Genomic DNA, 22,994 nt, shown 5'->3' on the forward strand with positions numbered 1-22,994 from the left:
CGGCGCTCTAATCACTCAGCGCGGAAGACGAAGCGCGAATAGCCGAAGAAGCTGAAGACCATCGAGGCGGCGGTGGCGATCACCATCGCCGCAAGCGGCTGCAGGGATGGCAGCGACAGCAGAAGCGCTGAATAGAGCCCGTAATTGACGAGCGCTGCCGTCACCCCGACCGAGCCGTAGCGGAAGCCTTCGGCGGCAAGCGAATGGCCGGAGCGATCGAAGGTGAAGGTCCGGTTGAAAGCCCAGGTCGCCGCCATGGCGAAGGCGATCGCAATGAGCCGCGCCAGAAAAGGCCCGAGCGGCGTCAGATGGAGCAGCGCCGACAGGGTGCCGGCATCGACGACGAAGCCCATGCCGCCGGCAATCGCGAAGCGGATGAGCTTTCTCATGCAGCATCCGCCTTGCCGCGGCCGGCGCGCGATACCGGCGCGGCGTGGCTCAGCGGCGTCTTCATCGCACTCGGCGTCTCCAGGCCGATATAATGGATACGAAGCTGTTCGGCGCGGGCGCGCGCAACGGAATCCAGGATGACGCCGGCGGTGAACAGCATGAAGGAAATCATCATCAGCGCCGTCGACAGCACCCAGGTCGGCATGCGGCTGACGAGACCCGTCTGGAAATATTCCGCCAGCACCGGCGCCATGAAGCCGAGGCTCGCCAGCATGAAGGTGGCGCTGATCGCGCTGAAGAAGGCGAAGGGCCGGGTTTCCTTCATCAGCATCGCGAACATCCAGAGGATCTTGGCGCCGTCGCGGAAGGTCGACAGTTTGGAATGCGAACCTTCCGGCCGGCGGCCATAGTCGAGTTCCAGTTCGCTGACCGGCAGCTTCAGCCGGGAGGCATGCACGGACATTTCGGTTTCGATCTCGAAGCCGCCGGATACCGCCGGGAAGCTCTTGACGAAGCGGCGCGAAAAGGCGCGGTAGCCGGAAAAGATATCGGTGAAGTCGGGTCCGAAGATCGTCCTGTAGAGCAGGTTGAAAAGCCGGTTGCCGAGCGCATGGCCCTGACGGCCGGCATCGTCGTGCACGCCGCGCCGGGTGCCGACCACCATGTCGGCGCGCTCGGTCAGCAGCGTGCGCACCAGTTCTTCGGCATCATCAGGCGTATAGGTCCCGTCGCCGTCGGCGATGATGTAGATGTCGGCCTCGATATCGGCGAACATGCGGCGCACGACATGGCCCTTGCCCTGGCGCCGCTCGCGCACGACATGCGCCCCGGCAAGCATTGCCTGCAGCGCGGTGCCGTCGGTGGAATTGTTGTCGTAGACGTGGATCGCGGCATCCGGCAGCGTTGCCCGGAAGCCCCGGACGACAGGGCCGATCGTCGCGGCTTCATTATAGCAGGGAAGCAGGACGGCAATATTCAGATTGTCGGTACGCGATCGGGCCATGACTCTACTCGTTACACTTAAAAGCCGCGCTCAGCCTAAATCATCCGGCGTTAATAAGACCCTATGACGCAGGCAAAATCGGCGGTCGTCGCAACGGCTTTACACTTTCTTGATCGGCGGCGGCTAAGCTTGCCTCATCCGGAAACGAACCGCTAACCACAATGAACGCTGTGCAGCCGATCACCCATGCATCATCCGCGATCGATACCCCTCGGGGCAGGATACGCGACCTGCTGACGCGTCTCTGGCCAACTGTCATCGCTTATAGCGTCATTTTCGCCGCCGTCATTCTCGTCACCAGGCTTTCCGGCGCCACCGATTATGTCGGCCCGGACAATGACGACGGAATGCGTCTCGTCGAGGTTCGCGATTTTCTCGCCGGGCAGGGCTGGTTCGATCTGATGCAATACCGGCTCGGTCTCACCGGCGGCACGCTGATGCACTGGTCGCGGCTGATCGATCTGCCGATCGCCTCGCTGATCTGGTTCTTCGGTCTGTTTGCACCCCGCGAGACGGCCGAGGCGCTGGCGCTCGCTGTCTGGCCGGTATCGCTCATCCTGCCCGCCATGCTCGCCATGGCCGTGGCCGGTCGGCGCATTGGCGGTGTCGCCGGCATGCACATCAGCCTCGGCTTGACCGGCCTTGTCATCTACGCCGGCAACCGTTTCGCGCCGGGCGCCATCGATCATCACAATGCGCAGCTGGCGCTGGTCGCCACGATGATAGCGATGCTGCTGGATCCCGAGCGTCGCGCCTGGAGCTACGCGGTCGCCGGCGTCGCGGCAGCCATCGCCATTGCCATCGGCGCCGAGACGACCCCCTTTGTCGCCGCCGTCTGCCTGACCGTCGCTCTGCTCTGGGCCTGGGAGGGCGAAGATTTTGCCGCTGCTGCGAAGGCCTTCGGGCTGGCTTTGGCGCTGGCGATCAGCATCCTGTTCTTCGCAACGGTACCGCCCCGGCTTTATTCGATGGTCACCTGCGACAATCTCTCGCTCGGCTATTACAGCCTGGCGGCGATCGGCGGCGGTTTGCTGTTGTTTTCGGCGGTTTTTGCCAGCCGCCTCACCCGTCCCTTGCGTTTTGCAGCGCTCGCCGTCGTCGGCGCCGGTGTTTTCGGTTCGGCGATCGTGATCGCACCGCAATGCCTGAGCGATCCGCTGGCCAGTCTCGATCCGATGCTGGTCGAGCTCTGGCTGAAGAATGTTTCGGAAGCGCAGTCGGTTTTCGTCCTCGGGCGCACCGATCCTTTCTCTCTCGGCGCCTTCTATGCGGCCGGCCTCTTCGGCATCGCCGTCTGCATCTTCCGCATCGTTCAGCGTGACCGCGTGCAAATCCATCTGGTCCTGCTCCTGCTGCTGACGACGAGCTGGGCAATCGCGTTGGTCCAGGTGCGCGGCGCGACCTTCTCGAACCTCATCTCCATCCTGCCGCTTGCGCTGCTGATCATCGATATCAGGCGCATTTCGAACGGCGACAGCGAGAATGTCGCCGCCGCCTTCGTCTACATCGTGACCGTGCTCGCAAGTGTTCCGGCCGCCTGGGCCGTCGGCGGCGGGCTTATCTCGATGCAGACGGAGAATGCCGCGCAGAAGAAGACGGCCGAGCCGGCAAAGAAGATTTCCTGCACATCGCAGGAGGCGCTGGCCCCGCTTGCCGGGCTTCCGGCCGGGCTGGTCTCCGCACCATCGGAAATGGGCGTCCCCATTCTCCGCTTCACCCAGAACCGGGTTCTCTCGGCGCCCTATCATCGCAATCAGGGCGGCATGCTGACGGAGTTGCATATCGGCCTGGCGGAGCCGCAGGAGGCGGAAGCTTTCTTGAAGGGGGCTGGGGTGACCGTGCTAGCCTTCTGCCCCAAAGACCCGCAGACGCGCGAGATCGCCAAGCTGAAGCCGGATGGGCTCTATGCTGCGCTCGGCAAAGGCAATATCCCGCGCTATCTGGAACCGCTGCCGAAACCGGCCGACGCAGGCGTGCAGTTCTTTCGCTATCGGCCGACGACGAATTGACGCGGGCCGTCCTCAGCATGGATGATTGTTAGTTCGAGACGCGCATGGCGCGACGAAGACGCTGGTTGGCATAGAGGCCAAGCACGAAGAGCATGAGGCCGCCATTATAGCCGAGCACGGCATAGACGAATGCCAGAATGGACACCGGACCGGGCGAGGTTATCGCCGCCAGCGCGAATGTCATTCCGATCAGCGCCGCGACCAACGCGATTGCGCTGGCCGAGCGCGTTTGCCCGGCGCTGATGCCCAATGCTGCTGCTGTGAGAATAATCATTTCAGCACCTTCCCAGAGATAACGAGGGGAAGAATAGGAAGCGCCAACTAACAAAGATTTACCGGCGATCTTGCCCGAAAAGCCTTTGTATTGCGGTGGTTAGCAATCCCTTTCGGGTAAAACGCGAATTGTACCTATCCGTTCCGCAACAAAACGGATTTATCGCGTTCGGTGTCGGCCGCCATCGCGGCCGAACTCAGCGGAGCGGCGATGACGTCGGCCCGTTGCCGAGTTCAAAGCCGGGAAAACGGCCTCTGCATCGATGCCGAGCTTCCCGTTTGCTGCTGATCGACATAAAAAGGTGAGATGAGCAACGTCTTCGACGGCGATTCGCCGACCAACCTTGCCGAGTATTCGGTTTCGGAGCTTTCCGGCTCGATCAAGCGCACCGTCGAAACCGCCTTCGACCAGGTTCGTGTGCGCGGCGAAATCTCCGGCTATCGCGGGCCGCATTCTTCGGGTCATGCCTATTTCGCGTTGAAGGACGACCGCGCCCGCATCGACGCCGTCATCTGGAAGGGCACCTTCTCGCGGCTGAAGTTCCGTCCGGAAGAGGGCATGGAGGTCATCGCCACGGGCAAGGTCACCACCTTTCCGGGTTCTTCGAAATATCAGATCGTTATTGAGACGCTGGAGCCGGCCGGTGCCGGCGCGCTGATGGCGCTGATCGAGGAGCGCAAGCGCAAGCTGGGCGCCGAGGGCCTGTTCGATGCCGCCCGCAAGAAGCGGCTGCCCTTCATGCCGAGGGTTATCGGCGTCGTCACGTCGCCGACCGGGGCGGTCATCCGCGATATCCTTCACCGCATCTCCGATCGTTTTCCCGTACATGTCCTCGTCTGGCCGGTGAAGGTACAGGGCGAGGGGTCCGGCGAGGAGGTGGCGAACGCCATCCGCGGGTTCAATGCGCTGGAGCCGGCAGGTACCATTGCGCGCCCCGATGTGCTGATCGTCGCGCGCGGCGGCGGCAGCCTGGAAGATCTTTGGAGTTTCAACGACGAAATCGTCGTGCGTGCTGCGGCCGAAAGCCGGATACCGCTGATCTCGGCCGTCGGCCATGAGACCGACTGGACGCTGATCGACTATGCCGCCGATGTCCGCGCCCCGACGCCGACCGGTGCCGCGGAAATGGCGGTGCCGGTCAAGGCGGAGCTCGAGGCGCAGGCCGCCGCTCTCGCCGCACGCCTGCAAGGCTGCATGAACCGGCAGATGGATCAACGCCGTCAGTCCGTCCGTGCCCTGATGCGGGCATTGCCGTCGCTCGATCAGCTTCTCGCCTTGCCACGCCGGCGTTTCGACGAAGCGGCTGCCGGCCTTGGCCGCGGGCTGGAACTCAACACCATCAACAAGCGCCGCGGCTTCGAGCGCGTCGCCGCGCATCTGCGCCCCGATGTGCTCTCCAATCGCATCGCCGAACGCCGCCAGACGCTGAACGAGCGGATCGTGCGGGCCGAGCGTATGGTCGAACGGCTGATCGACCGTTCGAAATCGCGCGTTGAGCGCGCCGAAGCAATCCTCGCCTCGCTGCCTGCCCGGCTGAAGACCCAGACCGACCGCGGCCGCGAACGGCTCGGCAATCTTTCGCGCCATGCCGATACGGCGATCCGTCACCAGCTGACCCGTGCGCGCGCCGAGCTTTCTTCGCAGGACCGCGTGCTGCAGTCGCTCTCCTATAAGAATGTGCTGAAGCGCGGTTACGCCGTCATTCGCGATGAGGATAACAGGCCGGTCTCGCAGGCTGCTCAAATTTCCGCCGGCATGGGCATCGCCATCGAATTCGCCGACGGTCGTGTCGGCGCGATGACCACGGAAGGCGGCACACCGCCGGCCGGTGCCAAGAAGCGCAGCGCAAAACCCGCAGAACCGCAGAAACAGGGAAGCCTGTTCTGACGATGCGGATCCTGCTGGTGCTTGCCCACCCATTGCCGGACAGTTTTGCCGCCTCCGTGGCGCGCACCGCCCGCCAAGCATTGGAAGCCGCCGGGCATGCCGTCGATTTGCTCGATCTCTACGCCGAGAATTTCGATCCGCGTTTGTCCGAGACCGAGCGCCGCGGCTATTTCGACGTGCCCTACGATAGTTCAGCCGTGGCCGGCATCGTGGACCGACTGAAGGCCGCCGACGGCCTCGTTCTCGTTTTTCCGCAATGGTGGTTCAATTTCCCTGCTGTCCTGAAGGGCTTCTTCGATCGCATCTTTGCGCCGGGGGTCGCCTTCACCCATGATGCCGCCGGAGGCCGTATTGTGCCGCAGCTCACCAATATCAGGCTGCTCTACGCGCTGACGACGACAGGTTCGCCCTGGTGGCTGGTGCGTCTCTATATGGGCGATCCGGTGCGCCGGCTGTTGAAGCGCGGCATCGCCGCCTTCTGCTCGAAGCGGTTGAATTTCCGGATGCTCAGCCTGCACGACATGGACCGTGCCACCAATGCAAAGCGGACGGCGCATCTCGATCGCGTGCGCAAGCTGCTATCGGCGATCCGATGACTCGGCGTCCGAAAGGAACTTGCGCGGCAGGCACCGTCGCGAGCCCTTTCAGTCAGCGTGATGAGCACGGTCCTGCGGTCAGCGCTTCATACTGTCAGCGTAGGATGACGCCGCTCAGGCCCATTCGCCCTGCCGCATCACCGGAACCCGCGAACCATCCGGCTTGATCCCGTCGATATCGACCTTGCCGGAGCCGATCATCCAGTCGATATGGATCAGGCTGGAATTGCCGCCCTGCGCCTTGATCTGCTCCTGGCTGAGCGTCGCACCGTTCAGGAAGCATTTGGAATAGCACTGGCCGAGCGCGATGTGGCACGAGGCGTTTTCGTCGAACAGGGTGTTGTAGAACAGGATGCCGCTGGCCGAGATCGGCGAGGAATGCGGCACCAGCGCCACTTCGCCGAGCCGGCGCGCCCCCTCGTCGGTATCGAGCACCTTGTTCAACACCTCCTCGCCGCGCGATGCCTTGGCCTCGACGATCCGTCCGCCCTCGAAACGCACCTGAATATTGTCGATCAGCGTGCCCTGATGCGAAAGCGGCTTGGTGCTGGAAACATGGCCTTCGACGCGCAACGCATGCGGCGTGGTGAAGACTTCCTCGGTGGGGATGTTCGGATTGCAGGTAATGCCGTTCTTGGCGGTGGAAGCGCCGCCATGCCATTCATGCCCGTCGGCAAGGCCGACCGTCAGGTCCGTCCCCGGTCCTTGGAAATGCAGCGAGGCGAAACGTTCGCCGTTCAGCCAGGCGGAGCGCTTGGCGAGATTGGCATTGTGTTCGGCCCAGGCGGCGACCGGATCGCTGACATCGACGCGCGAGGCGGCAAAGATCGCCTTGGCAAGCTTGGCGATCGCGATCGGTTCCGGATCGTCGGGGAAGACCACCTTGGCCCAGGACGGGTTGGGATAGGAGACGATGTTCCAGTTGATGTCGAAATTCGAGATCTTCTCCAGCGCCGGCTTGTAGGCGGTGGAGTTGGCGCGATTGGCGCGGCCGACCTTGCCGGCATCCTGCTCGGAAAGCAGCATCGGATTGTCGCCGGCGACGGCAAGACGGGCCGCCCCGTTGGCATAGGCCTTGGCCATGCCCTCGTAGAGCCAGCCGGAAGCGCGGTCGAAGCTCTCGTCGCCGCCATATTGATAGCGCGCCAGCGTCGTTTCCTCGTCGGAATAGAAGGCGGTGACCAACCCGGCGCCGGCCTGATAGGCGTGTTTGGTGATCAGGCGCACCAGCGGCAGCGCCACGACAGGCGCGGTGACCACCAGATCCTGACCCTTCTGCAGCTGCAGCCCGACCTTGACGGCGACTTCCGCAAGCTTTTCCAGCTTGTCGGGATCAACGGTGTTCTGGCTCTGGGGCATGAAAGTCATGGTTCAACCTGCCTTCTGTCATTAACGGTGAGAGGCTGGAAGACTTAGACCCGTTTGCGGCGAAAATGAAGCGTATCGCCGCCAAATTGCAAGCGGTCGGATGGACGTCCGGCCGCAGCGCGGGCTTCAGGCGGCCGCCTCCAGCCTGAGCAGGATCGAGTTATGCTTTTCGAGGAATTCGACCAGCCGCTGCGGGTAGTCCGCACTGACGGCGGCCTTGACGCTTGCCCGTTCGGACAGCGCCTTGCGCCAGTGCCTCACCCGCTCCAGCCCTTCGAAGATGCCGCTGTCGCCGAGCGTGTCGAAGAGATCGAAATAACGAAAGACCGGCGCGAACACGGCGTCGACCAGGCTGAAGCCGTTGCCGGCGAAATAAGGCCCGTCCGTCAGCACCGTCTCGATTGTCGCGAATTTGGCGATGAGCGCCTTGCGTTTGATTTCCAGCTGCGAGGCATCCTCGGCCGTTTCATAGCCCCAGAGATCGGAAAGCACGGACGAGCCGAATTCCATCCAGCCGCGATGGCGGGCACGCGTCAGCGCGTCTTTGGGATGCAAGGCGACGCCAATCTGCGTTTCCTCGAGATATTCGCAGATGACGCTGCTTTCGAACAGCACGGCCTCGCTGCCGTCCTCCTCTTCGATCCTGAGCAGCGGTACCTTTCCGAGCGGAGAGATCTTCAGGAACCAGTCCGGCTTGTCGGCAAGATCGATGTTGATGCGTTCGAAGGGCACGCCCTTTTCGAGAAGCGCGATCGCGGAACGCTGCACATAGGGGCAGAGGTGATGGCTGACGAGAGTAAGCTTGCTCATGGCGGTCTCCACGGGATGATAATAGATGTAATTGCATGTAATATCACTTGCGGCTGAATTCAAGGTAGATGTAATTGCATTTATGTCCGAAAAAACGCCGAATCCGAGCGAAGCTGTCACTTCTGCCTGGACGAGCATCATGCGCGCCCGCGAGCGCTTGCTTGGCGCGATTGAAGCCGACCTGAAAGCGGCAGGCCTCCCGCCGCTTGCTTGGTACGACGTGCTGTGGGAATTGGCGCGCTCGGAAGACGGCAGGCTGCGCCCCTACGAGATCGAGGAGCGGACCTTGCTGGCGCAGTATAATCTTTCCCGGCTGATCGACCGGCTGGAAAGCGAGGGCCTGGTCCGGCGCGAAACCTTCGCCAGCGATGGCCGCGGCCGCTGGGTGGTGATGACGGATGCCGGCCGAAAGCTTCGCGAGCGCATGTGGGCCGTCTATGCCAGATCGATCGAGACCCATATCGGCTGCAGGCTTGCCGAAAGCGAGGCGAAGACGATCGCCGGCCTGCTCGACCGCTTCTTATAGTTTCAATCGCCAGAGCATCGGCATCCTGTTCTGATCAGGCAATCAGCGGCGCGGCGACGGCCTTGAGCACCGTCAACGCATCCTTCGGATCGATCCGCACCTGCAGCCCGCGCTGCCCGCCATTGATGAAGACCAGCGGCTCGGCAAGGGCGGCTTCCTCGATCGCCGTCGGCACCGTCTTCTTCTGGCCGAACGGGCTGATGCCGCCGACATGATAACCTGTCAACCGCTCGGCATCGGCGGGCTTCATCATGTTGGCCGATTTGCCGTGAAAGGCGTTGGCGAGCTTCTTCATGCTGACCTCGCGGTCCGACGGTACGACGACGCAGACCGGTTTGCCGTCCACCTCCGCCATCAGCGTCTTCAGCACCCGGTGCGGCGCCTCGCCGAGCGCTTCGGCCGCCTGCAGCCCGACGCGCTCGGCATTGGGATCGTAATCATAGGCATGGACCGTGAAGGCGATACCTGCCTGCGAAAGAAGCTGTGTCGCGCGCGTGGTCTTGGACATCTCTCCCCCTGAGCTCAGCGAGCCGTCTGTCAGCCGCCGAACGTACCGGCGTAAATCTCCGGCTTGAAGCCGACCAGCAGCTTGCCTCTAGCCTCCAGCACCGGCCGCTTGATCATCGACGGCTGGTCGAGCATCAGGGCGATCGCCTTTTCCCGGGTCAGGTTCTCACGCTCGGCATCGGGCAGTTTGCGGAAGGTGGTGCCGGCGCGGTTGAGCACGGTATCGAGGCCGGCCTTGTCGATCCAGGCTTCGAGATGGGCACGGTCGATACCGAGCGCCTTATAATCGTGAAACTCATAGGCGACGCTATGTTCTTCCAGCCAGCTGCGGGCCTTCTTCATCGTGTCGCAATTCTTGATGCCATAGATGGTGACGGCCATGCCCGATCGATCTCCCTGTGATGACAGCGAGATAACATGCAGGCCGGCCGGCGCAAACGCCGTGCGACGTTTTATCCCCTGCGCGCCGATGGTCACCGCAGGCAAAACCCCGCTCAATTTTCCAGCGTCCCGGCCTTGCGCGACGCCTGGCTTGGGTTCTCGCAGGCGATCTTCATCAGGTCGCCGCGCCGCCGCACCAGCCGGTCGGAGGTTCGGGTCAGGATCAGCCCGTCCTGCGGCGCGGTGAGCTCGATGCTGCCGCCCGGCTGCCCCGGCCGGGTGAGGATCGTCGCAAGACGATCGCCTTCCGCAACCCTCTCGCCGATATTGCGATGGAAGAGCACGGCGCCACCTTCTCCAGCGCGAATGATCTCGACATTGTCGAGCGGCACGGCCGGCCCGTAAAACGTCGTTGACGCTTGCTTCCTGTCGCCGACGATCCCCCGTGCCTCCAGGAAGCGCCAGAGCCCGTCCGCATCCTTTTTCGCCAGCACCGGATCGACGTCGCGCTTGCCGCGCAGTTCGACGGTGACGGAGAGTTTGCCGGGCAATCGGGAGCGGCGCTCGCCGGGGACTTCATATTTCCATGCAAAGCCGACGGCCTCCTCGAAGGCCGAGCTTTCGCCATCCGAAAGCAGCACGGCCTCCATGTCGAGCGCGCTGGCGAGATCGGCCGCCTCAGGCCAGAAGGCCTCGTCGATGTAGGCATATTGCAGGGATTCGTCGTCGCAATGCAGGTCGAGCACGAGGTCGGCACCGAGCGCCATATGCAGCAGTTGCCGCTTCAATCTGTCGGTAGCCGGGGTGTCATCGAGGTCCTCGATCAGTGAGGCCCGATCGACAAGGGAGATCAGCGGGAAATCCCGGTTGAAATTGGTGCGCGAGCCCAGGTCGAAACGGCCCTGCAATTCGCCGAAATGCGACTGCGCCGCACCGATCGGATTGGCCTGCGGCACGATGGTGACATCGCCGGCGATCCCGCCCTGGCTTTCCGCCTGCCGCAGCCGCTCGCAGAGGAAATGCAGCAACACCGTTCCAGGCAGCTCGCCGGCATGCAGGGCCGCCTGGATATAGGTCTTGGGCGCCTCCGGATCGTGGCCCGTAAAGCGCAGCACCGGCAGCCGCCACTCCGTTCCCGGCGTATCGCCCGGGATGATGATCTCTGAAATGTCCATGCCGCTTTCGCTCCCGTTTGCGTCAATGCCGGAACAGGCCTTCAGAGCTTTATGCGCGGAAATCAGGCAAGCGCAAGCCGCGATCCATCATTGCCCGCAGCCGAGCAGCGGCCAGCGATCGATGACCCGATGTTCGGTCTTTCCGAGAACACTGTGGACGAGCAGGAATTCGGCGGCCGTCCATGAAACCGGTCTGTCGAGGCTTGTCGGCGGCACGGCCTTGCGGTCGTAGAGCAGCGTCATATGTGGCGTGAAATGCCGGCTTATATTGTGCCGCAATCCGGCATTGTGCATGCCGACACCGAGTTGGACATGCAGCCGTGTGAGCGGCTTTCGTCCGCCTTCACCGCAAAGCACGAGTGGCCGCGCCTTGCCCTCCCGCTTGAAACTCATGATCCTGTCGAAGGTGATCGTGATCGGTGCGCTCTCCACCGTCGCGCCGGCCTGGCGCGCCGCAAAGACCGCGTCCTCCGGTAATTCTTCATAGTCATCGATGCCGATGATCGTCACGTGCAGCGTCGTCAGGCGTGGTCTTGCGGAAAGAGAGAAAGCTTTGCCATGGTCATCGGCGATCGCGGCCGCCTGCCGTTCGACGGCATCGGGAGGGCAGAGAGCGAAGAAAAGCCGGTGTCTGCCGGTGTAACTTTCGTTCGGCCGCTCGCGACGATTCTTGTCACACTCGAAATCGAGGGAAATCTGGTTCATAGGCCCTCACGGTCGTCATGACCTGACGCGTCGTTTCCAAAACGCGACGGAGGATATTCTCAACAGGACCGCACCTCAAGAACAAAAAGAGAACATAATGTCCCGATATGCTTGGCGTTAAATTCATCCGAACCCTTGCCCGGCGCCGGATGAAGTGGACTTTCGAAAAGCCCGGTACGCGCAAGAAACGGGTTGAAACAGCGGCCGTCTCATACGATTTTGAAGGCAATCGAACATGCGGAGGCTGTCATGGCTGAGACAACGCACCACTATCTCATCTTCGAAACCGCGGGCGGTTTCTGCGGCATCGCCTGGAGCGATGCCGGCATCACCCGTTTCCAACTGCCGACCAAATCAGCGGAAGCGACCGAACGGCTGCTGCTGCGCCGCCTACCGGATGCCGAACCCGGCGCGCCGACGCCAGCTGTGCTAGAGACGGTTGCCGCCGTGAAGCGCTATTTCCAGGGCGAGGAGACGGATTTTTCCGGAGTCGAACTCGATCTTGCCGGCCAGGATGCCTTCTTCCGGGATATTTATGCGGCGGCACGGCGTGTCGGCTGGGGCCGCACGACCACTTACGGCGCGCTGGCGAAGGAGCTTGGCGCCGGGCCCGAGGCCGCCCGCGACGTCGGCCAGGCGATGGCGAAAAACCCGGTCGCTCTGATCATCCCCTGTCACCGGGTGCTTGCGGCCGGCGGCAAGATCGGCGGCTTCTCCGCGCCCGGCGGTTCGACATCGAAGGCCCGCATGCTGGAACTCGAAGGCGTCAATCTCGCACCGCCGCCGCCCGCCCAGCAGTCCCTGGGTTTTTAGGCGGCGGAGGCTTTTCGTTTCCGCAATTCCGGACGCGAAACCGCGCTACACTTTTGCGGGAATTGCTTTGGCAGCAATCTCAGCCGCTCAATGCGGGCTGGCTGTCGGCCGGATGATGATCTCGCTGACATCGACGTCATCAGGCTGGCTGACGGCGTAGAGGATCGAATTGGCGATCGCCTCGGGGCTGATCGTGATCGCCCTGAAAGCCTTCATCGCATCCCGCGCGGTCGGATCGGTGATCGTCTCGGCCAGTTCCGATGTCGTTGTGCCGGGAGAGATGACGGTCACCCGGATGCGGTCGGTCTCCTGTCGCAATCCGTCCGAGATCGCCCGCACCGCGAATTTCGTCGCGCAATAGACGGCAGCCGTCGGAGAGACGCTGTGGCCCCCGATCGAAGACAGGTTGATGATCTGCCCCGACCCCTGCGCTTTCATGATCGGAAGCGCTGCGGCAATGCCGTAGAGAACGCCCTTGATGTTGACGTCGACCATCCGGTCCCATTCGTCGACCTTGAGGGCATCGAGCGGCGAGAGCGGCATGACGCCGGCATTGTTGACGATCACGTCCAGCCGTCCGAATTCGGATCTGGCAAAGCCTGCGAAGGCTTCCACCTGCGAGCGGTCGGTGACGTCAAGCTGTCGCAGGCGCACCGTCCCGCCCTTTGCGGCGATGTCGTCGGCAAGTTCCTTCAGCCGATCGGTGCGACGTGCGCCGATCACGATATGCGCGCCGGCCGCAGCCAGCACCCTGGCCGTAGCCTCTCCGATGCCGCTGCTGGCCCCGGTGATGGCAATGACTTTTCCTTTGATATCAGACATTTCAAGCTCCATTGCAGGTTGAGGTTTTCGTGGCGGTCAGCTTGGGAAATCGGCGCTGAGCGTCGTCTCCGCCCAGGTGTCGAAATTTGCGCGCAGCGCATCGAGCCGTTCGCGGGCGATTTTCAGGGCGGGTGCACCGAGCAGGAGGCGAAGCGGCGGCTCGTCCGCCTCGAATGCCGATAGGATTGCCGTTGCGGCTCGGGTGGGATCACCCGGCTGCTTGCCGGAGACCGAACGGGTGGCCTGGCGCCGCTTGCCTGCGGTCTCGGCGTAATCGTCGATGATCGTGGCGGATTCGACCATCGACCGGCCGGCCCAATCCGTTCGGAAGGCGCCGGGTTCGAGGATCGTCACATCGATGCCAAGCGGTTTGACCTCATGCGAAAGCGATTCCGACAGGGCTTCGACCGCAAACTTGGTGGCGTGGTAGTAGCCGGTCGCCGCAAACGCGACGAGCCCGCCAAGCGAGGAGACATTGAAGATATGCCCTTGCCGGCGTGCACGCATGCCCGGCAGAACCTGCTTGGTGACATCGATCAATCCGAAGACATTGGTTTCGAACTGGGCGCGTATTTCGGCATCCTCGCCCTCTTCGATCGCCGAGAGGTAGCCGTAGCCGGCATTGTTGACCAGGACGTCGATCGCCCCGAAATGCGTTTCGGCGTTACGAACCGCGCCGGCGACGGAGTTGCTGTCCGTCACATCGAGGGCAAGGGCAAGCGCACGGTCCCGTATTCTGTCGTGAGATCTGCCAGGGTCTCGGGTCTGCGCGCCGTCATGGCGGCGCGCCAGCCTCGGGCGAGGACGGCTTCGGCGAGTGCCCGGCCGAGGCCGGACGATGCGCCTGTTATGAACCAGATGGGTGTTGGGGAAGACATGATCGTCATCCTTTCCGGCCTGTAAATGCGGCCTTACTCCTTGTGATGTTTCCTTGTCAGACGGCGCGTCATTTGCGGCGAAGCACCATGCCGGCGTGATGGAGGGTATTGCCGTCCACGAAATCGCCGTCGGCCGTAAAGCCCGTGTCATCCCAGTATTCGATGTGCCTTCCGGTGACTTCGTAACGTCCTCGGTAGGCGCTTTCACGGTTTCCGCGGGCTTCGTCGTAACGGCCATTGGGCAGAAGTTCGTGGCGGATACGGCCGTCATCCGTCACCCACATGCCGACATAGGGATGCTGCTGCATTCTGTTCTCGCTTGTTTGTTGCTGCTGAGGGGCTCGGTCATTCACGGCATCGGCGGCAGACGAACCGATCGCCGTGCCGGCTAAGGTGGTTGCGGCGAAAAAATGCAGAACAGGACTGTTGGAAATGTTGCGCATCGATTTTCCTCTCGAAACCTCCGTTGACCTCGACTTGAAAGATAGCGTGGCCATCCGCGGTGATTAAGTTGCCAATCCAGGATGCCTTGGTTAGATATGCTAACCAATGGCCGATGATCTCGAAGGCATTTCAGTCTTTCTTGCGGTGGCGGAGGCGCGGAACTTCCGGCTCGCCGGCGAGCGGCTTGGCGTCACCCGCTCCGCCGTCAGCCAGGCCCTGCAGCGCCTGGAGGATCGGGTCGGCGTTGCCCTGGTCCAGCGCACGACGCGCAGCGTCAGCCTGACGGAGGCCGGCGAGGTGTTTTTCGACGCGGTTCGTCCATCGGTCCGCCAGGTCAGGGATGCGATGCAAACGGTCAGGGAAATGCAGGCGCGCCCGAGCGGCTTGCTGAGGATCACCGTTTCCTCGATCGCCGAGAACTTCCTGTCCGGCACGTTGCTGGCCGGCTTCATGGAAGCCTGCCCCGACATCAAACTCGATATCACCATCACCGATGACGAATTCGATATCGTCGAGGCCGGCTTCGACGCCGGCGTCCGGCTCGGCGAAGTGATCGAACAGGATATGATCGCAATCTCCGTCTCCGAAGAGCAGCGACAATGTGCGGCCGCATCCCCCAGCTATCTCGAGCGCCGCGGCCATCCCCGCCATCCCCGCGAACTGCAGGACCACGCCTGCATCGGCTGGCGGCCACGCCCGGATACCGCACCCTATCGCTGGGAGTTCACCGAGAATGATCGCGACTTCGACGTCTCCGTCGATCCCACAGTCACCACCAACGACATGGGAATGATGATCCGCATGGCCTGCGCCGGAACCGGCATCACCTTCGGCATGGTGGAAACCTTCCAGCCCTATGTGGAACGCGGCGAACTCCTGCCGCTGCTGGAAGATTTCAGTCCGCCCTTCCCGGGCTTCTATCTCTACTATCCCAGGCGTCAGAGGCAGCCGCTGAAGCTGCGCGCATTGGTCGATTATGTGCGCAGATTTGACGGGCGCCAGATTTGATCCGTGCCCCGGGAAGCGTCGGAGAACTAGTTCAAGCTTTTTGCCGGGTGCGAGACACCTGATATAGGGGAATTTAAGACACCGCCGCCATCTCAGGCGAGGGCCTGAGCCGCCTTAAGCTGAGGACGCATCAGCAAATAGAATGCGAAGACGTGGGTGATCATCAACAAGGGCACATAGATGATCGGGATCGCGTATGCGGCGCCCAATTCCCCCGCCCGCGCCGGCAGACCGGCCCGGATCGCGTGATAGTAGTCGAGGACGAGGTCGCCCATTCCCACGAGATTGAAGGCGACGACGAACAGCCAGAAGACCTGGCGTATTCTGATTGTGACGAGCGCCAGCATGGCGAGCAGCCCGGCCGCGAGGTCGCCATAGGCAGCGAAGGTAGCGAAGCTGGCGGGCAGGTTGGGACCGACGACGTCGCTCAGAATGAAGACGAGCCCGAAGAAGCGGAAGCTGTGTAGAGTGGCGATGGCGCGGTGCGCCTTGATCCTTTCCATCGATTTGAGCCAGGGCAGAATATATGCGCCGAAGCAAAGCAGCCAGGCGACATAGCCGAGCACGAGATGAGTTTGAAAGATGGATTCGGTCGACATCGGGGCACTCCTGCTTTGTGGGGTCCAGATGTACCGCCGCTTCCCGTGATCGACTATTGGCGATAATATCGATGCGGTATGAAGCAGAACTTCACAGTCAGGCAAGGCGCGCTCGACGGCGTTGAGGCGTTTCTGAGCGTTGCCCGGCACCGCAGTTTTCGCAGGGCAGCCGCGGAACTCGGGGTGACCCCATCGGCGATCAGCCAGGCCGTACGCGCTCTTGAGGAGCGTGTCGGCGCGGTACTCTTCATCCGCACGACGCGCAGTGTCGGCCTGACAGAAGCCGGCGAGCGGTTCGTTACGCGCGCAAAGCCTGCTTTCGAGGAACTGATCGCCGCAAGCGAACTTGCGCGTGAGCTCGGGCAAAGACCGGCTGGACTGTTGCGTCTCACGGTGCCGCCTGCCGTGGTGCCGATCCTGCTGGAGCCACTGATCGCATCCTTCTGCCGGGCCTTTCCCGAGATCGAGGTGGAGGTCGCCGTGAATGAGGAACTGGTCGACATCGCGGCCGAGGGATTTGATGCCGGTATCCGGCTCGGCCAGTTCATCGCAGCCGACATGGTCGCCATCCGGCTGACGCCGTCCTTCCCGCTGGTGGTCGTCGGCAGCCCCGACTATCTGCATCGGAGAGGGCGGCCCGAGCGTATCGACGATCTGCGTCAACATGCCTGCATCCGCATGCGTCGCTCGAACGGCTCAATCGCGCCGTGGTCGTTTGTCAGCGGCAAAAAACCGATCGAGGCTGTTGTCTCCGGGCCGCTGATCGCCCGCGACTTTCCCACCATGCTGGGGGCCGCCGTCGAAGACATGGGGCTTGCTCAGGTGCCGGAGCCAATCGCCGCCGGACCGGTGAAGGCGGGAAAACTCATCCGCGTCCTGGAGGCGTTCGCGCCGATGGCGCCGGGTGTGTTCCTCTACTATCCGAGCCGTCATCAAGTGATGCCGAAGCTGCGGGCCTTCATCGATCACGTGACAAGCCGGGCGGACACTGCCGACAAAAGCCGAATTCACATCGGTGGTGAGCAAACACCGGCCACGAAAATACGCTGAGGCGGCAAGCGCGGACTGGATGGATCCAAGCCACTTTGTGATGTCGAACATCTAAATGACGCTCAAGATTGCCCAGGACACGCGGTTTTGCTATTCCCGACCCCAAGGGATCGGTGGTGGCGAGGCGGGCGCCTTCATATCGGTTCTACCGGTCATGGCACCAGTCTCCCGACATGGCAGCCCAGACTTCACGATCATCCATCCTGTTGTCGGAGAACATATGTTGGACGCGGTCTTTCCCATTCCGACCAGGGCCCTGATCCGCCAGGGTGGGCGGGCCTGCTTTTTTCGCCTCGTCAATACCAGCCCCTTGTTGATACAGGTGCAATCGGGAACGAAGATCGTCATGGCCGATGATAAGGCTCTGCGCCTCGAGGCGGGCGCCTATGGCTTGCTGCCCGACTATCGTCCCCTGACGATGGAGAACATTCCCAAGGCGCCGCAGAAGTATCAGACCCTGGCGCTGCCCGTTCCGCGCCAGCTCTTCGAGGAAGCCTATAGCAGGATGGGATCGATCGCCGTTCCATCGAGGCCTGTACCGGCAGGCACCTCGAAGCTGCCGGAGGAAGCCGCGGCATTGTTTGACTATTGCTGTCAGCCCGGCAATCTGACGAGGCTTCCCGGCGCGATTGCCAAGGCTCGTTTGATGGAGCTGATCACCTGGTTTGCGCTCTGTGGAGCGGTGCTCGGCCAGAACCAAAGTCCTCGGATCGAGGATCGGCTGCGGCAGATGATCGAAAGCGATACCGCCTTTGCTTGGACGCTGGGGCAGGCGGCGCGCTCGTTCAACATGAGCGAAGCGACGCTGAGGCGCAAACTGGCCGCCGAGAACACCGGCTTCAGTGAGATCCTGAGCGATACAAGGATGAACCGCGCCTTGGGCCTCATTCAAACCACAACCCTGCCGATGGCGCAGATTGCCTTTGAGGTCGGTTACGATTCGCCGTCTCAATTCGCGGCGCGGTTCAAGGAGCGGTTTGGCGTCAATCCACGCCATGTGCGCGGCGGCTCCGAGCGTTTTGAGCGGATTGGGGCAGAAGTTGAGCATACCGGGGCAGATATGGTCGCACGCTGACGGTAATTCTCCTGCATCATCAACCGCAGGAAAACAGCATGCGTTTCATCACAGCAGCACTTCTCGCCGCGTCCGTCTTCGGCGCGACGGCCGCACAGGCCGAAATGAAGCTCACCTCGAAGGACTTGACCCCCGGCAAGGCGATGGCCGATGCACAGGTCTTCAACAGCTTCGGCTGCTCGGGCAAAAACGTCTCGCCGGAACTGACCTGGTCGGGCGCTCCTCAGGGAACCAAGAGCTTCGCCATCATGGCTTACGATCCGGATGCGCCGACCGGCTCGGGCTGGTGGCATTGGTCGGTGTTCAACATTCCCGCAAATGCGTCCGAGATCGCCACCGGCGCCAGCGGTGACAAAAAGCTTCCCGTCGGCACTATCGAAGGTCACACCGACTTTGGGACATCAGGCTATGGCGGCGCATGCCCGCCGGCCGGCGACAAGCCGCACCACTACCAGTTCACCGTCTACGCGCTCTCGGTCGACAAGCTCCCGCTTCCCGATACTGCGCCGGCCGCCATGGTTGGCTTCTATGTCCGGGCAAACACGCTCGACAAGGCTTCCGTCGAGGTCACCTACGGCCGCTGAGGCCGGCTCAGGATCGCCGGCCGAGGTAACTGAACCTCGGCCGGTCGTTCCTATGCGGGCTTATTCTGCAAACCTAGGCCGTCACTGCTTCCCAACAAATCAACGGACCGTCTTCGGCATCGATACGCTCGCCGGTGCGGATGAATCCATTGCGTTGGAGGACACGCTGTGAGGCGATATTCTCCAACCCGGTCTCTGCAGAGATCAGCGCCACGCGAGGGTCGTTCCACGCCCACTCCAGCAATTGCGCAATGGCCCGCGTGGTGGATCCAAGACCCTGGCGGGACGGCGCAACCCCATAGCCGATATGGATGTTTCCATCTTGCGGAACCCGAACGATGGAGCAGAGGCCGACGATCTCGCCATCCTCGACGATCATCCAGGCCGACGGCGAAAATTCAGCGTTTATCTCCGTCGCGAGGCGGTTCAACATCCCCAGTATCTCCGGAGGCGCAATCGCACTGTCCGGGACAAGGCGCAGATGACGGGGCGCAATGCCCTTCAGCAGCGCTTCGAAGTCATGAGTGGTTAGTTCGATGATCATGGTCTTCTCGACATTAGACATGCGCCAGCATTGGGCGCGCTAAGGCCGAGCGGTAGAGTGAGGATCAGCTCTCGGTCACGATGCCGAGCGCCTTCATCCCTGCCGCCACAGCCGGTGAGTTCTGGATCGTTGCGACGGCAAACAAAGGCATTCTCCTCTAAGACTTAAATGCGAATAGCAGTCCGATGCGAGGACCGCAAGATATTCGGCGACCTCTCAAGCCGGCCGATAGATCTGTGCCACCGTGCCACCTGGAAAGGCCTTCGTGGCCGCGCTCGCACAAGAACGCGCCAGATCGACAAGGTCCGACAGCTCATGATCATTATTGCCGTCTGCCCTAGATAAGACTTGCGTGTAAGCGGTCGTTGGAAGTTTTCGCTAGTCCATGCCAAACCGCAAGATCGGTCGAGCACCTCCTGGCCGTCAGCGGCTAGATGGAGCCGCCACGGAGGAGGGACGATGAAGGCGACGCTTCAAACCTATCAGGCCCGGATGCGGCGGGTGCTGGACTATATCGACCGGCATCTCGACTGTGATCTGGACCTGGAAACGGTGAGCCGTGTTGCGGCCTTTTCGAAGTTTCATTTCCACCGGCAGTTTGCGGCGACCTTCGGATTGTCAGTGCATCGCTATGTCCAGCTTGCCCGGCTGAAGCGCGCTTCGCACCGGCTGGCCTACAGGGACGCCCAAAGCGTCACCGAGATAGCGATGGATGCCGGTTACAACGCACCGGATGCCTTCGCCCGCGCCTTTCGGCAACGGTTCGGGCAATCGCCTTCATCGTTCCGGAAGTCTCCCGACTGGGAGCCGTGGCTTGCGGCCTTCGGGCCTCTCGACAACGCAAGGAGCAAGCTCATGCAGAAGACTTTTACTACAGACGATGTGAAAATTCGCGATGTGCCTCCCACGCCGGTGGCGATCATGGAGCACCGGGGCGACCCGGCGACGCTCGGCGCCACCATCCAGCGGTTCATCGCCTGGCGCACGGCCGCTGGCCTGCATCCCAGAACAAGTCCAACGTTCAATGTCTGGCGTTCCGAGCGGCGCCCTGCGTCGCCTGCCGATTACAGCGTGGATCTTTGTGTCGGGACCGGCCAACCGATCGAGGCGGACGGCGGAGAGGTCAAAGCCGGCGTGATTCCTGGCGGACGCTGCGCGGTGCTGCGTGTCGTCGGCAACACCGACAATCTGGAGCCTGCCGCGCTCTATCTTTATCGCAACTGGCTTCCGGCCAGCGGCGAAGAAGCACGCGACTTCCCGATCTATTGCCAGCGGCTGAGCTTCTTCCCCGAAGTGTCGGAGCATGAGGCGGTGGCGGACCTGTTTCTGCCGCTGAAATAGCACCGGGGGTGGGTCCTGAAAGCATCTTCTTCCAAGGAAGAAGCAAAAAAGCGCTACCCTTCCAGTGCCCCGATCATCTCCACCCGCGTCGCATGCCGGCCGCCCTCGAACTGGGCGGTCAGGAACGCATCGACGATATCGAGCGCCAGCCCTTCGCCCACTACGCGCACGCCGATCGACAGCATGTTGGCATCGTTGTGCTGGCGGATCATGCGGGCTGAGAATGTGTCGGCGCAGACGCCGCAACGGATGCCCTTTACCTTGTTCGCCGCCATCATGATGCCCTGGCCGGTGCCGCATAGGATGACGCCAAACCGGCAATCGCCGGAGGCGACGAGCCGCGCCGCTGCCTCGCCGTGCTCAGGATAGTGTGTGCTCTCCGGCGTCGTCGGTCCGATGTCGACCACCACCCAGCCCTGCGCCGCGATATGAGCGGCAATGGCCTGTCGGAGCTGAATGGCGGCGTGATCGCTGGAAAGCACGATGCGATTGCCGGCTGTCATGGAGAAGTCGTTCCGTTTCCTGAGGCAATTGGGCGGCGGTCGGATCGGCTCGGCATCACTCCCACTCGATCGTACCGGGCGGCTTCGACGTGACGTCGTAGACCACGCGGTTGATGCCGCGCACCTCGTTGATGATGCGGGTGGCGGCGCGGCCGAGGAATTCCATGTCGTAGTGGTAGAAATCCGCCGTCATGCCGTCGACCGAGGTGACGGCGCGCAGCGCGCAGACGAATTCATAGGTGCGGCCGTCACCCATGACACCGACCGTCTGGACCGGCAGCAGCACGGCGAAGGCCTGCCAGATGGCGTCGTAGAGGCCGGCCTTGTGGATTTCGTCGAGGTAGATCGCATCAGCTTCGCGCAGGATCTCCAGCTTTTCGCGGGTGATGCCGCCGGGGCAGCGGATCGCCAGGCCGGGGCCCGGGAAAGGGTGGCGGCCGATGAAGCTGTCGGGCAGGCCGAGCTCGCGGCCGAGCGCGCGCACCTCGTCCTTGAAGAGCTCGCGCAACGGCTCCACGAGCTGCATCTTCATGCGCTCCGGCAGGCCGCCGACATTGTGGTGCGATTTGATCGTCACCGACGGGCCGCCGGTGAAGGAGACGCTCTCGATCACGTCGGGATAAAGCGTGCCCTGGCCGAGGAAATCGGCGCCGCCGAGCTTCTTGGCCTCTTCCTCGAAGGTCTCGATGAACAGCCGGCCGATGATCTTGCGCTTGGTTTCCGGGTCGCTGACGCCTTCGAGCTCGCCGATGAAGCGGTCGGAAGCATCGACGTGCAGCAGATGCAGATTGTAGTGCTCGCGGAACATGGCGACGACGTTGGCCGCCTCGTCCTTGCGCATCAGCCCGTGGTCGACGAGGATGCAGGTCAATTGGTCGCCGACGGCCTCATGGATCAACAGGGCTGCGACCGAACTGTCGACGCCGCCCGAAAGCGCGCAGATGACGCGCTTGTCGCCCACCTGCTCGCGGATCTGCTCGACCGCTTTCTGGCGATAGGCCGACATCGACCAGTCACCCCTAATGCCGGCAATGTTGTGAATGAAGTTGCCGATCAGCTTGGCCCCATCGGGCGTATGCACAACCTCGGGATGGAACTGCACGCCGTAATATTTGCGCTTCTCGTCGGCGATGAAGGCGTAGGGCGCGTTGGAGGAGGTGGCGACCACCTCGAAACCATCCGGCAGCGCCGTGACGCGGTCGCCATGGCTCATCCAGACCTGATGACGAGACCCGGAGGACCAGAGGCCCTCGAACAGCTGGCAATCCTTGTCGACATCGAGGAAGGCGCGGCCGAATTCGCGGTGATGGCCGCTCTCGACCTTGCCGCCGAGCTGCATGCACATCGTCTGCTGGCCGTAGCAGATGCCGAAGACCGGCAAGCCGCTGTCGAAGATGATGTCAGGCGCTCGCGGCGATCCCTCGTCCACCGTCGAAGCCGGGCTGCCGGACAGGATCACGGCCTTGGGCTGCAGGCGCTGGAAGCCCTCTTCGGCCGATTGAAAGGGAACGATCTCGCAATAGACGCCAGCCTCGCGCACACGCCGTGCGATGAGCTGGGTCACCTGGCTGCCGAAATCGACGATGAGAACGGAGTCGGGATGTGCTGTCTGGGTCATGGCGAGGCTTTAATGAAAAGCGCTTCGCCTTGCAATGCGGGAAATCGGCGGCATCGGGTTTTTATTGTTCCGATTGTCCCAGAA

The 22,994-nt window shown here is 62.5% G+C and carries 25 protein-coding genes and 1 pseudogene; 10 read left to right on the forward strand and 16 right to left on the reverse strand.

Features of this window, described 5'->3' with window-relative positions:
• Positions 1–11: 11 nt before the first annotated feature.
• Both NE851_RS11395 and NE851_RS11400 read right to left on the reverse strand, forming a co-directional pair.
• Entirely contained in the window at positions 12–389 is a 378-nt protein-coding gene (locus NE851_RS11395; protein ID WP_097594984.1) for a GtrA family protein, read from the reverse strand.
• Positions 386–1,393 carry a glycosyltransferase gene (locus NE851_RS11400; protein ID WP_097594983.1) on the reverse strand — a complete coding sequence of 336 codons (1,008 nt, stop codon included), beginning with the start codon at positions 1,391–1,393 and terminating at the stop codon, positions 386–388. The genes NE851_RS11395 and NE851_RS11400 overlap by 4 nt, the downstream gene beginning before the upstream one ends.
• Before the next feature lie 161 nt (positions 1,394–1,554).
• Between NE851_RS11400 and NE851_RS11405 the strand changes: the two genes are divergently transcribed.
• Positions 1,555–3,402, forward strand: coding sequence for a hypothetical protein (locus NE851_RS11405; RefSeq protein WP_097594982.1), 1,848 nt, complete (start codon positions 1,555–1,557; stop codon positions 3,400–3,402).
• Between the two features lie 28 nt (positions 3,403–3,430).
• Here the strand turns inward: NE851_RS11405 and NE851_RS11410 are convergent, their stop codons facing one another.
• Positions 3,431–3,676 carry a hypothetical protein gene (locus NE851_RS11410; RefSeq protein WP_063474837.1) on the reverse strand — a complete coding sequence of 82 codons (246 nt, stop codon included), beginning with the start codon at positions 3,674–3,676 and terminating at the stop codon, positions 3,431–3,433.
• A 306-nt stretch (positions 3,677–3,982) separates the two neighbouring features.
• On the opposite strand from NE851_RS11410, the gene xseA reads away from it, so the two are divergent.
• Together xseA and NE851_RS11420 are read left to right on the forward strand one after the other, a co-directional pair.
• Complete coding sequence (gene xseA, locus NE851_RS11415; RefSeq protein ID WP_063474836.1) at positions 3,983–5,563, forward strand: exodeoxyribonuclease VII large subunit; 1,581 nt, start codon at positions 3,983–3,985, stop codon at positions 5,561–5,563.
• A gap of 2 nt (positions 5,564–5,565) precedes the next feature.
• Entirely contained in the window at positions 5,566–6,159 is a 594-nt protein-coding gene (locus NE851_RS11420) for an NAD(P)H-dependent oxidoreductase (protein ID WP_063474835.1), read from the forward strand.
• 114 nt (positions 6,160–6,273) lie between these two features.
• Here NE851_RS11420 and NE851_RS11425 read toward each other — a convergent pair whose 3' ends face one another.
• Together NE851_RS11425 and NE851_RS11430 are read right to left on the reverse strand one after the other, a co-directional pair.
• A complete protein-coding gene (locus NE851_RS11425; RefSeq protein WP_063474834.1) occupies positions 6,274–7,527 on the reverse strand; it encodes an aminopeptidase in 1,254 nt (417 codons plus the stop codon).
• Positions 7,528–7,653: 126 nt separating this feature from the next.
• On the reverse strand, positions 7,654–8,337 hold the full coding sequence (locus NE851_RS11430; RefSeq protein ID WP_063474833.1) for a glutathione S-transferase family protein: 684 nt from the start codon (positions 8,335–8,337) through the stop codon (positions 7,654–7,656).
• Positions 8,338–8,419: 82 nt separating this feature from the next.
• On the opposite strand from NE851_RS11430, the gene NE851_RS11435 reads away from it, so the two are divergent.
• On the forward strand, positions 8,420–8,863 hold the full coding sequence (locus tag NE851_RS11435) for a MarR family winged helix-turn-helix transcriptional regulator (protein ID WP_063474832.1): 444 nt from the start codon (positions 8,420–8,422) through the stop codon (positions 8,861–8,863).
• A gap of 34 nt (positions 8,864–8,897) precedes the next feature.
• On the opposite strand, the gene ybaK is transcribed toward NE851_RS11435, so the two are convergent.
• The 4 genes from ybaK to NE851_RS11455 all read right to left on the reverse strand — a co-directional run bounded on the left by ybaK (position 8,898) and on the right by NE851_RS11455 (position 11,631).
• Complete coding sequence (gene ybaK / locus NE851_RS11440; RefSeq protein WP_063474831.1) at positions 8,898–9,371, reverse strand: Cys-tRNA(Pro) deacylase; 474 nt, start codon at positions 9,369–9,371, stop codon at positions 8,898–8,900.
• 29 nt (positions 9,372–9,400) lie between these two features.
• Positions 9,401–9,751 (reverse strand): ArsC family reductase, encoded by a 351-nt coding sequence (locus NE851_RS11445; RefSeq protein ID WP_063474830.1) that lies wholly within the window; start codon positions 9,749–9,751, stop codon positions 9,401–9,403.
• A gap of 113 nt (positions 9,752–9,864) precedes the next feature.
• Positions 9,865–10,926 (reverse strand): succinylglutamate desuccinylase/aspartoacylase family protein, encoded by a 1,062-nt coding sequence (locus NE851_RS11450; RefSeq protein ID WP_063474829.1) that lies wholly within the window; start codon positions 10,924–10,926, stop codon positions 9,865–9,867.
• Between the two features lie 87 nt (positions 10,927–11,013).
• Complete coding sequence (locus NE851_RS11455; protein WP_063474828.1) at positions 11,014–11,631, reverse strand: 2'-5' RNA ligase family protein; 618 nt, start codon at positions 11,629–11,631, stop codon at positions 11,014–11,016.
• Between the two features lie 249 nt (positions 11,632–11,880).
• Between NE851_RS11455 and NE851_RS11460 the strand changes: the two genes are divergently transcribed.
• Positions 11,881–12,444, forward strand: coding sequence for a methylated-DNA--[protein]-cysteine S-methyltransferase (locus NE851_RS11460; RefSeq protein ID WP_063474863.1), 564 nt, complete (start codon positions 11,881–11,883; stop codon positions 12,442–12,444).
• Positions 12,445–12,531: 87 nt separating this feature from the next.
• Here the strand turns inward: NE851_RS11460 and NE851_RS11465 are convergent, their stop codons facing one another.
• From NE851_RS11465 to NE851_RS11475, 3 genes and pseudogenes are all read right to left on the reverse strand, one after another.
• A complete protein-coding gene (locus tag NE851_RS11465; protein ID WP_047617653.1) occupies positions 12,532–13,266 on the reverse strand; it encodes an SDR family oxidoreductase in 735 nt (244 codons plus the stop codon).
• Positions 13,267–13,302: 36 nt separating this feature from the next.
• Positions 13,303–14,153, reverse strand: a pseudogene (locus NE851_RS11470) (oxidoreductase).
• Between the two features lie 59 nt (positions 14,154–14,212).
• A complete protein-coding gene (locus NE851_RS11475) occupies positions 14,213–14,587 on the reverse strand; it encodes an Atu4866 domain-containing protein (protein ID WP_080759945.1) in 375 nt (124 codons plus the stop codon).
• A gap of 106 nt (positions 14,588–14,693) precedes the next feature.
• Between NE851_RS11475 and NE851_RS11480 the strand changes: the two genes are divergently transcribed.
• Complete coding sequence (locus NE851_RS11480; protein ID WP_168332485.1) at positions 14,694–15,596, forward strand: LysR family transcriptional regulator; 903 nt, start codon at positions 14,694–14,696, stop codon at positions 15,594–15,596.
• A gap of 92 nt (positions 15,597–15,688) precedes the next feature.
• On the opposite strand, the gene NE851_RS11485 is transcribed toward NE851_RS11480, so the two are convergent.
• On the reverse strand, positions 15,689–16,195 hold the full coding sequence (locus NE851_RS11485) for a DUF8737 domain-containing protein (protein ID WP_168332484.1): 507 nt from the start codon (positions 16,193–16,195) through the stop codon (positions 15,689–15,691).
• A gap of 78 nt (positions 16,196–16,273) precedes the next feature.
• On the opposite strand from NE851_RS11485, the gene NE851_RS11490 reads away from it, so the two are divergent.
• The 3 genes from NE851_RS11490 (at position 16,274) to NE851_RS11500 (ending at position 18,904) form a co-directional block, all read left to right on the forward strand.
• Positions 16,274–17,245, forward strand: a complete 972-nt coding sequence (locus NE851_RS11490; protein WP_047617560.1) for a LysR family transcriptional regulator — start codon at positions 16,274–16,276, stop codon at positions 17,243–17,245.
• 220 nt (positions 17,246–17,465) lie between these two features.
• Positions 17,466–18,320: a helix-turn-helix domain-containing protein gene (locus tag NE851_RS11495; RefSeq protein ID WP_168332505.1), complete on the forward strand. Its 855-nt coding sequence runs from the start codon at positions 17,466–17,468 to the stop codon at positions 18,318–18,320.
• Positions 18,321–18,358: 38 nt separating this feature from the next.
• Positions 18,359–18,904 (forward strand): YbhB/YbcL family Raf kinase inhibitor-like protein, encoded by a 546-nt coding sequence (locus tag NE851_RS11500; RefSeq protein ID WP_168332483.1) that lies wholly within the window; start codon positions 18,359–18,361, stop codon positions 18,902–18,904.
• 73 nt (positions 18,905–18,977) lie between these two features.
• On the opposite strand, the gene NE851_RS11505 is transcribed toward NE851_RS11500, so the two are convergent.
• Positions 18,978–19,469, reverse strand: coding sequence for a GNAT family N-acetyltransferase (locus NE851_RS11505; protein WP_168332482.1), 492 nt, complete (start codon positions 19,467–19,469; stop codon positions 18,978–18,980).
• A 438-nt stretch (positions 19,470–19,907) separates the two neighbouring features.
• Between NE851_RS11505 and NE851_RS11510 the strand changes: the two genes are divergently transcribed.
• Positions 19,908–20,789 carry an AraC family transcriptional regulator gene (locus tag NE851_RS11510; RefSeq protein ID WP_168332481.1) on the forward strand — a complete coding sequence of 294 codons (882 nt, stop codon included), beginning with the start codon at positions 19,908–19,910 and terminating at the stop codon, positions 20,787–20,789.
• Between the two features lie 53 nt (positions 20,790–20,842).
• On the opposite strand, the gene rpiB is transcribed toward NE851_RS11510, so the two are convergent.
• Both rpiB and guaA read right to left on the reverse strand, forming a co-directional pair.
• A complete protein-coding gene (gene rpiB, locus NE851_RS11515; RefSeq protein ID WP_168332480.1) occupies positions 20,843–21,292 on the reverse strand; it encodes a ribose 5-phosphate isomerase B in 450 nt (149 codons plus the stop codon).
• A gap of 55 nt (positions 21,293–21,347) precedes the next feature.
• Positions 21,348–22,910: a glutamine-hydrolyzing GMP synthase gene (gene guaA, locus NE851_RS11520; protein WP_183906085.1), complete on the reverse strand. Its 1,563-nt coding sequence runs from the start codon at positions 22,908–22,910 to the stop codon at positions 21,348–21,350.
• Positions 22,911–22,994: the final 84 nt, after the last annotated feature.

This window comes from Rhizobium anhuiense bv. trifolii (assembly GCF_024346605.1).
Lineage (GTDB): Bacteria > Pseudomonadota > Alphaproteobacteria > Rhizobiales > Rhizobiaceae > Rhizobium > Rhizobium anhuiense.